The 14,996-nt window shown below is 50.6% G+C and carries 11 protein-coding genes; 7 read left to right on the top strand and 4 right to left on the bottom strand.

Features of this window, described 5'->3' with window-relative positions; genetic code table 11:
- Positions 1-67: 67 nt before the first annotated feature.
- Positions 68-1,048, bottom strand: coding sequence for a FecR family protein (locus GWG06_RS23110; protein WP_160716303.1), 981 nt, complete (start codon positions 1,046-1,048; stop codon positions 68-70).
- Positions 1,049-1,125: 77 nt separating this feature from the next.
- Positions 1,126-1,719, bottom strand: coding sequence for an RNA polymerase sigma-70 factor (locus GWG06_RS23105; RefSeq protein ID WP_160716301.1), 594 nt, complete (start codon positions 1,717-1,719; stop codon positions 1,126-1,128).
- Between the two features lie 175 nt (positions 1,720-1,894).
- On the opposite strand from GWG06_RS23105, the gene GWG06_RS30715 reads away from it, so the two are divergent.
- The 7 genes from GWG06_RS30715 (at position 1,895) to GWG06_RS23075 (ending at position 10,095) form a co-directional block, all read left to right on the top strand.
- Positions 1,895-2,017, top strand: a complete 123-nt coding sequence (locus GWG06_RS30715; protein ID WP_262888718.1) for a hypothetical protein — start codon at positions 1,895-1,897, stop codon at positions 2,015-2,017.
- A gap of 215 nt (positions 2,018-2,232) precedes the next feature.
- Entirely contained in the window at positions 2,233-3,396 is a 1,164-nt protein-coding gene (locus tag GWG06_RS23100; protein ID WP_127037964.1) for a Gfo/Idh/MocA family protein, read from the top strand.
- Between the two features lie 13 nt (positions 3,397-3,409).
- Entirely contained in the window at positions 3,410-4,465 is a 1,056-nt protein-coding gene (locus GWG06_RS23095) for a sugar phosphate isomerase/epimerase family protein (protein ID WP_127037966.1), read from the top strand.
- A 183-nt stretch (positions 4,466-4,648) separates the two neighbouring features.
- Positions 4,649-5,053: a c-type cytochrome gene (locus GWG06_RS23090; protein ID WP_127037968.1), complete on the top strand. Its 405-nt coding sequence runs from the start codon at positions 4,649-4,651 to the stop codon at positions 5,051-5,053.
- A gap of 25 nt (positions 5,054-5,078) precedes the next feature.
- On the top strand, positions 5,079-5,801 hold the full coding sequence (locus GWG06_RS23085; RefSeq protein WP_160716299.1) for a 3-keto-disaccharide hydrolase: 723 nt from the start codon (positions 5,079-5,081) through the stop codon (positions 5,799-5,801).
- 144 nt (positions 5,802-5,945) lie between these two features.
- Positions 5,946-6,680 carry a ThuA domain-containing protein gene (locus tag GWG06_RS23080; RefSeq protein WP_160716297.1) on the top strand — a complete coding sequence of 245 codons (735 nt, stop codon included), beginning with the start codon at positions 5,946-5,948 and terminating at the stop codon, positions 6,678-6,680.
- 10 nt (positions 6,681-6,690) lie between these two features.
- Positions 6,691-10,095 carry a ThuA domain-containing protein gene (locus GWG06_RS23075; RefSeq protein WP_160716295.1) on the top strand — a complete coding sequence of 1,135 codons (3,405 nt, stop codon included), beginning with the start codon at positions 6,691-6,693 and terminating at the stop codon, positions 10,093-10,095.
- Between the two features lie 168 nt (positions 10,096-10,263).
- Here GWG06_RS23075 and GWG06_RS23070 read toward each other — a convergent pair whose 3' ends face one another.
- Positions 10,264-12,552 (bottom strand): GH92 family glycosyl hydrolase, encoded by a 2,289-nt coding sequence (locus GWG06_RS23070; RefSeq protein ID WP_160716293.1) that lies wholly within the window; start codon positions 12,550-12,552, stop codon positions 10,264-10,266.
- An 89-nt stretch (positions 12,553-12,641) separates the two neighbouring features.
- A complete protein-coding gene (locus tag GWG06_RS23065; RefSeq protein ID WP_160716291.1) occupies positions 12,642-14,930 on the bottom strand; it encodes a GH92 family glycosyl hydrolase in 2,289 nt (762 codons plus the stop codon).
- Positions 14,931-14,996: the final 66 nt, after the last annotated feature.

The following is a 14,996-nucleotide window of genomic DNA, read 5'->3' as shown; positions in this document are numbered from 1 at the left end:
CTAATCAATTTTGGTTGGCAATAGTCTGTTGGTGGTGGTCCTATAAAGCCTACAGTGTTCAGTTGTCTTACTTTACATAAATAGTGTCGTTCCTCTTTTCAAATTTGTAATCGTATAATGCGGATAATGTCTGCAGTACATCGTCCAGCTTCATATTGTTAAAATGTGCGTTAAATCTGCGCTGTTGATTCGTTGGTGTTCCTGCGATGATATTGGTCTGATAATATGCTGACAGCGCTGCGCATACTTCCTGCAGTGAGGCGTCTTCGAACAGCAGGTCGTGTGTACGCCAGGCCATCTGGTTGGGCGATGCGCTGCTGTCTGCCATGGCAGCGCCACCGTTCGCAGGGATGGTAGCTGCCTGGCCGGCGCGGAGGCGCAGGCTGCCCTGCTCATGTTCTCCGGCTACGGCGATGCTGCCGCTTTGTACAAAGACGTGTACATTTCCTGCGGCATTTTTTACGTTGAAGGAGGTGCCCAGCACATGAATCTGCGCCAGGCCGCTCTCCACGGTAAAGGGATGAACAGGATCGGCGGCAATGCTGAAAAATGCTTCACCGGCCTGCAAATGTACCTGCCTGTTGATGTTGAAGGTGGCAGGATATAGAACAACCGAATTTTTGTTGAGATAGATGGCAGAACCATCCGGCAGCAGCAGGGAATCGGCCTGGGGGCCGGTGGCTTTGCTGAGCCATTGTACTTCCCGGTGCTGCATATTCCACCAGGCGGCGCCTGCCGCCAGCAGCAGCACTGCGGCAGCGGCGGCAATATAGCGCCGGCGGCGGTATGAAGGCATAGTTACGACAGGCGTGGCAGCAGGCAACAGGGCCAGCTGATCAAGAAACCGCTGCGTGGCGGCGGGAGCATCTGCTTCTTCAAAATAAGCAGCTCCCGGAGCCAGCTCCCACAGCCTTTTCAGCTCCCCGTATAGTTGGCGCGCTTCCGCATCTGCAGTAAGCCTTTCCTTCAGTTGTGCCTGTAACGTTTCGTCCTGCGGAGACTGCAGGCACATCAGCATGAAAGAAAAATGGTCGGTTGGTTTTTTCATCTTACGAAAAAAAGGAAACGCTCATTTGCTGAGACAAATCGACAAAGGTTTACCCCCAAAGCGCCGGAAAATATTTTTTATGCCAGCCAGACCAGCAACCGTAGCCGGCTGCCGGCAGATATAGGTTTTTCCGGATGATCCAGCAGGGCAGCGCGCAGCTGCTTCAGTGCAATGGTCATCTGATTTTCCACCGTTTTAACGGATAAGTCGAGCTGATGGGCTATTTCATTGTTCTTAAAGCCTTCATACCGGCTCAGTTTAAAAATACGCCGGCATTGTTCCGGCAGTTTCTCTACAGCATAGTGGATACGTTCGCGCAGTTCCTGCTCTTCTATAAACGTACAGAGATAACTTTCTTCCTGTAAATATTGCAGCGCGGAATGATGGTCTTCCGTCCTCCGGTTGCGTTGCAGGCTGTTCAGCGACTGATTGATGACAGCGCGGAAAAGATAACTTTTCAGCGCGGCCGCATGTTCCAGCCGGAAATCCTTCTCCCAGAGCTTCAGAAAAACATCCTGGATAACCTCTTCCGCCTGTGCCCTGTCTTTCAGGTATTTACAGGCCGTAGCGAAAAGTACGGGATAAAAATGCTCGTACACCCGTGCAAAAACCGCACGGTCCCTGGCCTGCAGGCCACGTAACACCTCGTCACTGTACAAGCCCCCGATCATAAAATCATGTAGCTTTATTATGGTTCATATGCCGGCTAAGATAGCCCATTACAGCGCGAAAAGGAAATTTTCAAAAAAAATGATGTTTTACCCGTAAAAATTGAAATTATGCAAATACTTTTTATAAATTTAGTGGCTATTACAGCATAATCTTTAATTTATAAACTTCCACGTTATGACAATAGCTAATCAGCCGGCACAGCTGCTTCATTTCAGTTGTCCGGCGTTCATCACTACAAGACTGATACGGGATGTCAGCGCTGACATGGCGGCCATTCACAGGTACTGCCCCGGATAAATATTATGGGCGGTACAGAAATATTGTCTGTTGCTGCTATCTTGCCTTTTTTCAGGTGTTGAGGCATACATTCAAATCTGTTTTCACTCCCCCTTACCTTCATCCGGCTGTATTCCATTCCTCCGGGAACAGGCAGCAGCACAGGTTTTACCGGGGAGACAATTATTCAGCAGTTGCGATTTAAAATATTGAGAACTTAAATAACTACCAGCAAGATGAACCGCAAGTTAAGAATGGGAATGATCGGAGGCGGAAAAGACGCCTTCATTGGAGCTATCCACCGTATCGCCGCCAATATGGACGGGCTTATTGAACTCGTGGCCGGTGCACTCAGCATCAATAATGAAGTGGCTATTGAATCCGGAAAGATGCTGTTCCTGGACCCGGCGCGCACCTACACCGATTTCAAAACGATGCTGCAGCAGGAAGCTGCCATGCCGGCTGATAAACGCCTGGACTTCGTGACTATCGTGACTCCTAACTTCGCTCACTTTGAACCTGCCATGATGGCCCTGGACCTGGGTTTCAACGTTGTCATCGAAAAGCCGATCACCTTCTCCCTGGAAGAAGCCAAACAGCTGCAGGCGAAAGTGGAAGCTACCGGACTTACCTTACTGCTCACACATACCTACACCGGTTACCCCATGGTAAAACAGGCACGCCAGATGGTGAAAGACGGCGCGCTGGGAAAAATCCGCAAGGTATGGGTGGAATATCCGCAGGGCTGGCTCAGCAAACTGAGTGAAAGAGAAGGCAATGCGCAGGCAGCCTGGAGAACAGACCCTACCAAATCCGGTAAAGCCGGCGCGATGGGCGACATCGGCACACATGCCGCCAACCTGGCCGAATACATCAGCGGCGCAAAAATTGAAAAACTCTGCGCCGACCTCAACATCCTCGTACCAGGCCGCGCACTGGACGACGACGGCGCAGTACTGCTCCGTTTCGACAACGGCGCTGCCGGCGTACTCATGGCCTCACAGGTGGCTGCCGGAGAAGAAAATGCTTTGAAGATCAGAATATACGGTGAAAAAGGCGGCCTGGAATGGGCACAGCACGAACCCAACACCCTGCTGGTAAAATGGCTGGATAAACCCACCGAAATTTACCGCGCAGGCTCCGGCTACACATTCCAGTCTTCCTACATGACCCACAACACCCGCACCCCGGGCGGCCATCCGGAAGGTTACCTGGAAGCATTCGGTAACCTGTACCGCAACTTCGCACAGACATTATCCGCTAAAATCGACGGCGTTCAACCTTCACCGGAGTCACTGGACTTCCCCGGTGTCGTTGAAGGCGTACGTGGCATGGCCTTCATCGATAATGTGGTGCGCTCTTCGCAAAGTGATGTAAAATGGACGAATTTCGAGATCTAACAAGAACGACTATATGAAAACTATAAAAGGGCCTGGTATATTTCTGGCGCAGTTCATGGGAGATGAAGCGCCTTTCAACAGTCTGAAATCCATCTGTGAATGGGCCGCATCCCTCGGCTTCAAAGGCGTACAGATTCCCTCCTGGGAAACCCGCCTGATTAACCTGCAACAGGCGGCGGAAAGCCAGACCTATGCAGACGAAATCAAAGGTATTGTGAATGCAGCCGGACTGGAAATCACCGAACTGAGCACCCACCTGCAAGGACAGCTGGTAGCCGTTAACCCGGCCTTCAGCGAAATGTTCGACGGCTTTGCACCGGAACAATACCGCAATAACCTGAACGCACGTACGGAGTGGGCCGTCAGCCAGCTGAAATATGCTGCACGCGCGAGCCGTAACCTCGGACTCAACGCCTGCGCCACCTTCAGCGGCGCGCTGCTCTGGGCCCCTGCCATGTATCCATGGCCGCAACGCCCCGCAGGTCTGGTGGAAGCCGGATTCGCTGAACTGGCCCGTCGCTGGACTCCCATCCTCAACGAATTCGACGCCAATGGCATAGACCTCTGCTACGAAATACATCCCGGCGAAGATCTGCACGACGGCGCCAGCTACGAACGCTTCCTCGAAGCCGCAGGCAACCACTCCCGCGCCTGCCTGCTCTACGATCCCAGCCACTTCGTACTGCAATGCCTGGACTATCTCCAGTATATCGATATCTACCACGAAAGGATAAAGGCCTTCCACGTAAAAGACGCGGAATTCAACCCTACCGGCCGCTCCGGCGTATACGGCGGATACCAGGCATGGATAGACCGCCCCGGCAGATTCCGCTCCCTCGGCGACGGACAGGTAGACTTCAAATCCGTTTTCAGTAAACTCACCCAATATGACTTCGCCGGATGGGCCGTCATGGAATGGGAATGCTGCATGAAACATCCCGAAGACGGCGCAAGGGAAGGCGCCCCCTTCATTAAAGATCATATCATCAGAGTCACCGAAAAAGCCTTCGACGACTTCGCAGGAGCCGCTACCGACGAAGCTTTCAACAAACGCATACTAGGCATTTAATCATGTGATTATTTGATTATTTGAGATTTGGATCACCTTTTGTTCCATGCTTACGTTGCAGGCAGTTGAGAATGTGATTATTTGATTATTTGAGATTTGGATCGCCTTTTGTTCCACTCTCCCTATGCTCAAATCAATAAAACACAAGAAAATAAGGAAATAACAAAATAAAAAAATAACAAAATGAAAAAATGGTATCTGGTTATGGCAGGAGCATTATTTTTTGCAGCCTGCGGTGGTGGAGAGAACAAAACGGAGACGAAGCAAAGCAGCCAGGAAAGTGCAGCTGCAGATAACTCAATGGTATCACCCAATGCCGGCAAACCTGCCAGCAAAGGCGAAACGCTGATGGCCGAAAGCGATTGTAAAACCTGCCACAAGGAAGAAATGAAAGTGGTAGGACCTTCCCTGAAAGACATCGCCGGTAAATACCCGAACACTCCGGAAAACATCGATAAACTGGCGCAGAAGGTAATCAAAGGCGGTTCCGGCAACTGGGGCGACGTAGCCATGCTCCCGCACCCGAACATCTCCCAGGAAGATGCAAAAGAAATGGTAAGCTATATCTTATCATTATCCGGTAAATAATTCCTCATCTCACAACCAGCAGTAAATGAAAAAAGTAATCATGGGAGCTTTGCTGCTCGGCGCTGTCACCAGCGCTACTGCAGTGAAAGCCCAGAAAGCCAACAGCCTCTCTGCCAAAGAGAAAAAAGAAGGATGGCAGCTCCTGTTCGATGGTAAAACCACCAACGGATGGCATACCTATCTCAAAGACGCTGCCAGCCCCGCCTGGAGAGTGGCTAACGGCGCGCTGGAACTGGACCAGCAGGCCAAAAAGAACGGCGCCCCCGGCGGCGACCTCGTGACCAACGATGAATATGAAAATTATGAACTAAGCATCGACTGGAAAATATCTTCCGGCGGTAACAGCGGTATCATCTTCAGCGTTCACGAAGATCCTTCCTTTAAAGCTACCTATCTGACCGGCCCTGAAATGCAGGTCCTCGATGATGATAAACACCCGGACGGAAAAATTACCAAACACAACGCCGGCGACCTCTACGACCTGAAAAAATCAGCGCAGAAAGCCGTTAAACCCGTTGGCGAATGGAATACCGCCCGCATCATCAAAAAAGATGGTCACCTTACCCTCTGGCTCAACGGCGTAAAAACAGTTGAAACCACCATCGGGACACCCGAATGGGACACCCTCGTTGCCAGCAGCAAATTCAAAGACTGGCAGGGATTCGGTAAATATTCCAAAGGCCGCATTGCACTGCAGGATCATGGAGATGCGGTGTGGTACAGGAATGTTAAGATCAAATTACTTTAATTTAATTACGAATTACGAATTGCGAATTACGAATGAAGAACGAAGATGAAAGCGGAGATGTAAATTCTTTTTCCGCTTTCATCTTCGCTCTTCATTCGTAATTCGCAATTCGTAATTCGTAATTCTTTCTCATCATTTTCCACCATGAAAACAATCACCGCTTTTATTACCGCACTGCTCCTCACCACTTCCGTGCTGGCTGTGCATAAGCATAAGGCTAAAAAGATACTGGTATTTTCCAAAACAACCGGATTCCGTCATGACTGTATTCCGCTGGCGAAAGCAGCGATTATGCAGCTGGGAAAAGCGAATGGATTCGAAGTTGATACCACGGAAGATGCATCCGTATTTACAACCGCTAATCTGAAAAAATATGCAGCAGTAGTTTTCAGCTGTACTACCGGCGATGTGCTGAACAATGAGCAACAGCAGGCATTTGAAAACTATATTCACCAGGGCGGCGGATGGATGGGCATCCATGCGGCTACAGATACGGAGTACGACTGGCCCTGGTATAACAGGCTCGCCGGCGCCTGGTTTCTCAGTCATCCGCACCAGCAGCAAGCTACGTTGCGCGTGACAGACCATAACCATCCCGCCACCAAAGACCTGCCGGATGAATGGATACGCAAGGACGAATGGTACAACTTCAAAGACCTGAATCCTGATGTACATGTGCTCATCAAAATAGATGAAAGCACCTATGAAGGCGGAAAGAACGGCGACAACCATCCCATGTGCTGGTACCATAACTTCGAAGGCGGCCGCTCATTCTATACAGAAATGGGCCACACCAGAGAATCCTACGCTGATCCGGTGTACCTGAAACACCTGCTCGGCGGTATTCAATACACGATGGGCATCGCTAAAATCAAGTAAATATCCCGCTATGAAACATATACTCAAACTCTTTGCAGTACTGGCGCTGGCCAGCATTGCAGGCTGTCAGAAAACACGCCCCGGACAACCGAAGGTGCTGGTATTTACCAAAACAGCCGCCTTCCGCCATGCTTCTATCGCCGCCGGTATCAACGCAGTACAGCATCTGGGCAGGGAAAACGGCTTCCTCGTAGATACTACCGAGAATGCAGAAAGATTCAATGAAGATTCCCTGCAGCAATACGCTGCCGTGATATTCCTGAACACTACCGGCGATGTACTGAACAATGAACAGGAAGCTGACTTCGAAAGATATATACAGGCAGGTGGCGGCTACGTGGGCATCCACGCCGCTACCGATACAGAATATGACTGGGGATGGTACAACCACCTCGCAGGCGCCTACTTCCTCAGCCACCCGCCTGGTACCCACAAGGCAACCGTAAAAGTAGTCAGCAAATCATTCCCCGCCACCGCCGGACTCCCGGACCAGTTTGAACATACCGACGAATGGTACAACTTCAAACAACGTGATACCACCACCACCGTGCTGATGAAAGTAGATGAACAATCATACCAGGGCGGCGCCATGGGCAACGACCATCCCGTGAGCTGGTACCATGACTACGACGGCGGACGCGCCTTCTACACCGCACTCGGACACACGGAAGAATGCTACTCCGACAGCCTCTTCCTGAAACATATCCTCGGCGGTATCCAATACGCGATCGGTAAAAATCAGGTGCTGGACTACAGCGCCGCCAAAACACTCCGCACAACCGACGAAAACCGCTTTACCAAACAGATGCTCACCTCCGGCCAGTTCTTTGAACCAACGGAAATGACCATACTCCCTAACCTGGACATACTCGTGGCTCAGCGCCGCGGCGAACTGCTGCTCTATAAACAGGCTGACAAAACGCTTACCCAGGTTGGATTCCTGAAGGTCTACTTCAAAACAGAAGTACCCAATGTGAATGCTGAAGAAGGATTCCTCGGCCTCGCCGCAGACCCCGACTTCAAAGACAACCACTACCTCTACCTCATGTACTCCCCGGCAGATACTTCCGTAAACCGCCTCTCCCGGTTTAAGTTTGAAAACAACAAACTGGATATGTCTTCCGAAAAAGTTATCCTGCAGTTCTATTCCCAGCGTGATATCTGCTGCCATACCGGCGGCTCCATCACCTTCGGCCCGGATAAACTGCTCTACCTCTCCACCGGCGATAATACCACGCCATTCGATGAAGCCGGACAGCAATATGTGAGTAACGGTTACGGCCCTACGGACGACCGGCCCGGTCACCAACAATACGACGGACGCCGCTCTTCCGCCAATACCAACGATCTGCGCGGAAAAATCCTGCGTATTAAAGTAGAACCCGACGGCTCCTATACCATCCCTGAAGGTAACCTGTTCCCGAAAGGGACGCCCAACACACGCCCGGAAATTTACGTCATGGGTACCCGCAACCCATATCGTATTTCCGTAGACAGAAAAACAAATTACCTGTACTGGGGAGAAGTAGGCCCCGACGCCAGCAACGATGACCCGAACCGCGGCCCCCGCGGCTACGATGAAGTAAACCAGGCTAAAAAGCCCGGTAACTACGGCTATCCGATGTTCATCGCCAACAACAAAGCATATCACCCATACAACTACGAAACCGGGGAAACTGGCCCCGCCTACGATCCGCTGAAACCCATCAACAACTCCCGTAACAATACCGGCCTCAAAGAACTGCCACCCGCAGTTCCCGCCTTCATCTGGTATCCTTACGGTAAATCTGACGAGTTCCCGATAGTCGGCAGCGGCGGACGTAACGCAGAAGCAGGCCCCGTTTACTACAGCGAATTCTATCCGAAAGAAACACGTTTCCCGGACTACTATAACGGCAAACTCTTTATCTATGACTGGATACGCGGATGGATCATGGCCGTTACCATGGACACCAACGGCAACTTTTCCAAAATGGAAAAGTTTATGCCGCATACTAAGCTGAATGCACCGATAGACATGGAAATGGGCCCCGACGGCCGGTTATACGTACTCGAATACGGTAACGGATGGTTCAGCAAAAACGCCGACGCCGGCCTCGCCCGCATCGATTACAACGGTGGCAACCGCGCGCCAGTTGCAGACATACAGGTGAACCGCCTCACCGGCGCACTGCCGTTTAAAGTGAAACTCACAGCCGACGGCGCCGCCGACCCGGATGGCGACCAACTCACCTATCTCTGGTATTTCGGTAACGGCAACAAAAAGGAAACAACAGCACCTTCCGTTGATTACAGCTACACCACCGCCGGCGAATACACCGTATACGTGGAGGTATCTGACGGCAAAGGACTGAAAACGAAAAGCCGCGAAATCACCCTGTACGCCGGCAACGAAACACCTGAAGTAAAAATCAATATCGAAGGCAATAAAATGTTCTACTTCCCCGGTCAGCAGGTACGCTACAACATATTCATCAACGACAGGGAAGATGGTTCCAGCGCCTCCGGCAAACTGGATGCTGCCAACATATTCGTAAAAGCAGATTACATCGAAGGCCGCGACAAAGCCAGCGCACCGCAGGGGCACCAGGTCATCACCGGCGCTATCGCCGGTAAAAACATCATGGATGTTTCCGACTGTAAAACCTGTCATAAAACAGATGAAAAATCTATCGGACCCTCCTTTAAACAGGTAGCCGAAAAGTATAAAAACGATCCGGCTGCCCCTGAGATGCTCGCGAAAAAAATTATCAGCGGCGGTGGTGGCGTATGGGGCGAAACAGCCATGGCTGCACATCCCGGCATATCCGTCGGGGAAGCGCGCCAGCTGGTGGAATACATCTATTCCCTCGGCGGCAATACCCCCAAAGTTACCTCCCTGCCCGTTAAAGGCAGCATCAGCCCTACCATGAACCAGGAGCTGAAAGATAACGGCGTGCTGCAAATTCTGGCCAGCTACACCGATAAGGGCGGCCCCGGCATCAAACCTATCACCGGCACTGCTACCGCTCAACTGCTCAACCCTAAACTGGCAGCAGCCAACTACAGCAAAGCCGACGGCGTTTCCGTCTTCCAGATGGATAACATGAAATTCCTCATCCCCGCCACCGCAGAAGGATGGGCCACTTTCAACAACCTGGACCTCACCGCCGTAACCGGCATAGACATTATCTACATGGTGCAGGAAACACCACAGCAAGGCTATATCGTAGAAGCATTCACCGACAACGCCAACGGTACCCGCCTCGGCGCAGTTACCATTGGCCCCGGCGCCATACCCAAAGCCCCTAACAAGGCCACTATCACCTTTGGCGCCATCACCGACGGCAAACCACATCATTTGTATTTTAAAATAAAAGCAACAGATGCAAATGCGAAAGTACCGTTGGGGATATTGGCGTTTCAGCTGAAATAAAGCATGGAATAAATAATTGCGAATTACGAATTGCGAATTACGAATGTAGAAGCGAAGATAAATACGAAGATAAAAGCGAAGAACCCGTTTGGAATAATACCAAAACGGGTTCTTCGCTTTTATCTTCGCTTCTACATTCGTAATTCGCAATTCGTAATTCGCAATTATTTATTTCCCTCGCTTTGCAGACATATAAAACTCCACCTTCCCTCCATTCATTATCTCCTCATGCGTTATATACCATCTGTTTAGCGGAGTACCATTCAGGACTACTTTCTGAACGTATACATTTTTATCGCCCTGGTTTCTGGCTTCTATGGTGAAGGTGCGGCCGTTTTCCAGCTGTAGCGTGGCTTTATCTATGGCGGGACTGCCAAGTGCATACTGGTTGCTGCCGGGGCAGACAGGGTAGAAGCCCAGCGAGCTGAAGATGTACCAGGCGCTCATCTGCCCGCAATCATCGTTGCCGCCTAAACCGTCAGGGCCGGGGTGATACATTTTCTTCAGGATCATGCGGATGCGCTCCTGTGTTTTCCATGGGTGGCCGGTCCAGTTATAGAGGTAGGCCACATGGTGGGAGGGCTCATTACCATGCACGTAGTTGCCGATGATACCGTCTCGGGTGATGTCTTCTGTTTCTGCAAAATATTTATCCGGCAGTTCCATGGTGAACAGGGAATCCAGGTGTTGCGTAAATTGTTTTTTGCCACCCATCATGGCTATCATGGAGTCCGGATGGTGAGGAACATACAGGCTGTAATTCCAGGCGTTTCCTTCAATGAATCCCTGGTCGTGCGTTTGCAGGGGGTCAAAGCTGACTTTGAAGCTACCGTCGCTCAGACGGGGACGCATAAATCCGGTGCTGCGGTCGTATACATTTTTGTAGTTGGCGGCACGACGGATGAATTCGTTGTAGAGGTCTGTTCTGCCTAGTTTTTGCGCCACCTGTGCGATGCACCAGTCATCATAGGCGTATTCCAGTGTTTTGGATACGGAGGCGCCGTTTTTATCTTCCGGCACATAGCCCATATCCATATAATAGCCGAGGCCGTCATAGGTACGGTGGCGGGCAGTAGCTACACAGGCGTCGAGGGCTTTGTTCACATCAAAAGGCGCGTTGCCTTTCATGATGGCGTCGGCAATGACGGAAACGCTGTGGTAACCGGTCATACACCAGTTTTCGTTGGCGTAGTGCGACCAGACAGGCAGCATATGCTGCACGCTCTGTTCATAGTGGTGCAGCATGGATTGTATCATGTCTGCATTACGTTTGGGCTGTATCACATTGAAAAGGGGATGCAGCGCCCGGTAGGTATCCCACAGGGAGAAAGTCGTATAGTTCGTATAGCCGTTTGCGGTATGTATGTTCATATCCAGTCCCCGGTAGGCGCCGTCTGTATCCATGTAAACCGTAGGATTGATGAAGGCGTGATACATGGCGGTATAGAAATTTTCCTTCTCTTCGTGGCTCCCGGAAGTGATCTGTATTTTATTGAGTTCAGCGGTCCATTGCGCTTGCCCCGCACGCTTTACAGCTTCAAAGTCCCAGCCGGGGATCTCTGCGCGCAGGTTCTTCAGCGCGCCCTGGGTGCTGACGGGTGATAGGGCAAATTTTATCTTTACCTGTTCACCTTCGGTGGTATTAAAATCGAACCAGGCGCGGATCTGTTTTCCGGCCATCTCCGGGAAATCCTTTGTCTGATCAAATTTACGCCAGAACCCTTTGTATACATCTTTCGCGTAGTTCTGATGACCGTAGGCCTTAAATGGTTTGGAAAAGGCCATGGCGAAATACTCTATTCTCGTACGTGCCCAACCGTTAGTCTGCCGGAAACCTGTTACCAGCGTATCATTTTCTACCCTGATGAAAGTCCAGACGTTTTTATTCTCATAGTTGTAGATGCCTGCCATCATATCCAGGATGATATGGGAGCGGGAAGAAGCGGGAAAGGTATACTGATGAAAACCCACGCGGGTACTTGTTGTCAGCTCCGCGATGATGTTATCATCTTCCAGCTTCACTTTATAGTAATTAGGCTCCGCTATTTCGGTGCTGTGCGAAAAACGGCTGCGGTAGCCACTTTCCGGATGGTCTGCAGTACCGGGATTCAGCTGCAGTTCACCCACTGCAGGCATAATGAGAAAATCGCCCAGATCGGAGTGGCCGGTACCGCTGAAATGCGTATGACTGAAACCGGTGATGGTTTTATCTTCATACTGATAACCTGCGCAATACTTATACACATCCTTATTGTATCTGCCATTCATTTCATAGGGAATGGTATCGGTATCCGGACTAAGCTGCACCATGCCGAAGGGGACGGTAGCGCCGGGATAGGTATGTCCCATTTTCCGGGTGCCGGTAATGGGCTTTACGTACTGCAGTACATTTTCCTGTGCGTACGTCAGCAGCGAAGTGCCGCCCAGTAAGGATAAAAACAGAATCCTGCGTATCATTGAAATCAGTTTAACAACGGGAATGAAAAAAGGGACATCCCGAAGAATCGGGATGAAATATATACAGTGAACAATGAAAATTTTTGCTCTTATTTCTTTGTGGAATAAGAGTAAGGAAAAGCTGCGGGCTGCGTGCCTTTTGTTTTTTCAGGAGCGGCGCCCATTCTGAATGTCAGCTTACCGCCCTTTTGGAGGTCCTGGTGACTGATCCAGTTTTTCGTATATGCTTGCCCGTTTAATGCCGTGCTTTGAACATACAGGTTTTTATCGCTGTTACCGGGTGCTTCAATTTCCATTTTCTTACCATCTTCCAGTGTCATGGTAATTTTGGAGAAGAGCGGGGTACCGAACACATATTCAGGTGTACCGGGGCATACAGGATAGAAGCCCATGGAGGAGAACACGTACCAGGCGGAAGTCTGGCCGTTATCTTCATCACCGCAGTAGCCATCCGGCATAGCCTTGTAGAGGCGTTCCATCACCTGACGGATCCAGTACTGCGTTTTCCACGGCTGGCCTGCGTAGTTATACAGATAAATCATGTGCTGAATGGGCTGGTTGCCGTGTGCATATTGTCCCATGTTCATGATCTGCATTTCGCGGATCTCATGGATAACAGTGCCGTAGTAGCTTTCATCGTATACCGGCGGCATTTTGAAAACGGAATCCAGCATGGCGGCAAATTGTTCTCGGCCACCCATAAGGGAAGCAAGGCCCTGTACATCATGGAATACGGACCAGGTGTAGTGCCAGCTGTTTCCTTCCGTGAAGGCATCGCCCCATTTGAAAGGATTGAAAGGTGCCTGGAATCTGCCGTCTTTATTTTTTCCGCGCATGAGTTTTGTTTCCGGATCGAAGATATTACGGTAGTTCTGCGAACGTTTTTCGAAACGTGCTATTTCTGCCGCAGGCTTATTCAGGGCCTTTGCCAGCTGCCAGATGGTGAAATCGTCGTAGGCGTATTCCAGCGTGCGGGCTGCATTCTCGTTTACGTCCACATCATAGGGCACATAGCCCAGCTGGTTGTAATACTTCACACCGGCTCTGCCCACGGATGTCAGCGGACCTTCGTGTTCTGTATTTTTAATGATGGCTTCATACAGGGTGTTGATATCGTATCCGCGTATACCTTTTATGTAGGCGTCCGCGATGAGGGAAGCGGAGTTGGAACCGATCATGCAGTCGCGGTGACCGGGGCTTGCCCACTCAGGCAGCCAGCCGCTTTCCTTGTATGCGTTAGCCAGCCCTTCCATGATATGTGCGCTGAGAGAAGGATACATGAGCGTGAAGAAAGGATGCACTGCGCGGAAGGTATCCCAGAAACCGTTGTCGGTAAACATATAGCCTGGCAGCACCTGTCCGTTGTAAGGACTGTAATGTACAATTTCATTCTTTGCATTGATCTCATAGAACTTGCGCGGGAAGAGCATTACGCGGTACAGTGAGGAGTAGAAGGTGCTCACCTGTGCAGAGGATCCGCCTTCAACCGCCAGCCTGCCCAGTTCCTTATTCCAGGTATCCTTTGCTTTTTTGCAGGTGGCATCAAAGTTATCTTTCCCTATTTCGCGCTGCAGGTTTAATTCAGCCTGTTCAGGAGAGATGAAGGAAGATGCGGTTTTCAGCGTCACCTTTTCGCCTCGTCTGGTTTTAAAGCCCACGATGGCGCCGGTATGGTCTGCCTGCAGCTCCAGCTGTCCTTTTGTAAGGGTGGAGTCGTGCCAGGTGGAAGCTACGCTGAAAGGTTTATCAAAGTAGATGACGAAATAATTTTTGAAGTTCGCCGGAACGCCGCCGCTGTTTTTGGTAGTATAGCCAACTATTTTCTGCTGCTCCGGTAATATTTTAATATAGGAACCTTTGTCGAAGGCATCCACCACGATATAGGCGCTGTCGGTGCCGGGATAGGTAAACCTCAGCTGGGCAGCCCTTTCCGTAGGTGTGATTTCTGTGGTTACATCTGCATCTGCGAGATAGACGCTGTAGTAGTAGGGGCGCGCTACTTCTGTTTTATGGGAGAACCAGCTGGCGCGGGCATCCTGGGTAAATTTTACGGATCCTGTTACCGGCATGATGGCAAACTGGCCGTAGTCGTTGATCCAGGGGGAGGGTTGGTGCGTTTGTTTGAAGCCCCTGATTTTGTCTGCAGCATATTGATATGCCCAACCGTTGCCCATGACGTTGGTCTGCGGCATCCAGAAGTTCATACCCCATGGCAGGGCGATGGCAGGATAGGTGTTACCGTTGGACAAACTCACTTTTGAATCTGTTCCCATGAGGGTGTTCACCCATTCTGCAGGTTCAGTTACCTTGTTTACGGTCTGGCTCTGTGCGCTGAGCATACAACAGATGGCAGCTGCCAGTAATCCGGTTTTTTTCATGATGTAGCGTAATTATAAAAGTTTCTTTCCGGTGCGGAGAAGATGAAAAAGGCAAAAATAACCTTT

Source organism: Chitinophaga solisilvae, assembly GCF_009928525.1.
Lineage (GTDB): Bacteria > Bacteroidota > Bacteroidia > Chitinophagales > Chitinophagaceae > Chitinophaga > Chitinophaga solisilvae.
Note: the sequence above shows the minus strand (reverse complement) of the source record. Positions and strands in the feature narration are given on the sequence as shown.

Bases quoted from the DNA above. Each gene is read 5' to 3' on its own strand.
- GWG06_RS23110 (WP_160716303.1), bottom strand. From the start codon at position 1,048: ATGAAAAAACCAACCGACCATTTTTCTTTCATGCTGATGTGCCTGCAG.
- GWG06_RS23105 (WP_160716301.1), bottom strand. From the start codon at position 1,719: ATGATCGGGGGCTTGTACAGTGACGAGGTGTTACGTGGCCTGCAGGCC.
- GWG06_RS30715 (WP_262888718.1), top strand. From the start codon at position 1,895: ATGACAATAGCTAATCAGCCGGCACAGCTGCTTCATTTCAGTTGTCCG.
- GWG06_RS23100 (WP_127037964.1), top strand. From the start codon at position 2,233: ATGAACCGCAAGTTAAGAATGGGAATGATCGGAGGCGGAAAAGACGCC.
- GWG06_RS23095 (WP_127037966.1), top strand. From the start codon at position 3,410: ATGAAAACTATAAAAGGGCCTGGTATATTTCTGGCGCAGTTCATGGGA.
- GWG06_RS23090 (WP_127037968.1), top strand. From the start codon at position 4,649: ATGAAAAAATGGTATCTGGTTATGGCAGGAGCATTATTTTTTGCAGCC.
- GWG06_RS23085 (WP_160716299.1), top strand. From the start codon at position 5,079: ATGAAAAAAGTAATCATGGGAGCTTTGCTGCTCGGCGCTGTCACCAGC.
- GWG06_RS23080 (WP_160716297.1), top strand. From the start codon at position 5,946: ATGAAAACAATCACCGCTTTTATTACCGCACTGCTCCTCACCACTTCC.
- GWG06_RS23075 (WP_160716295.1), top strand. From the start codon at position 6,691: ATGAAACATATACTCAAACTCTTTGCAGTACTGGCGCTGGCCAGCATT.
- GWG06_RS23070 (WP_160716293.1), bottom strand. From the start codon at position 12,552: ATGATACGCAGGATTCTGTTTTTATCCTTACTGGGCGGCACTTCGCTG.
- GWG06_RS23065 (WP_160716291.1), bottom strand. From the start codon at position 14,930: ATGAAAAAAACCGGATTACTGGCAGCTGCCATCTGTTGTATGCTCAGC.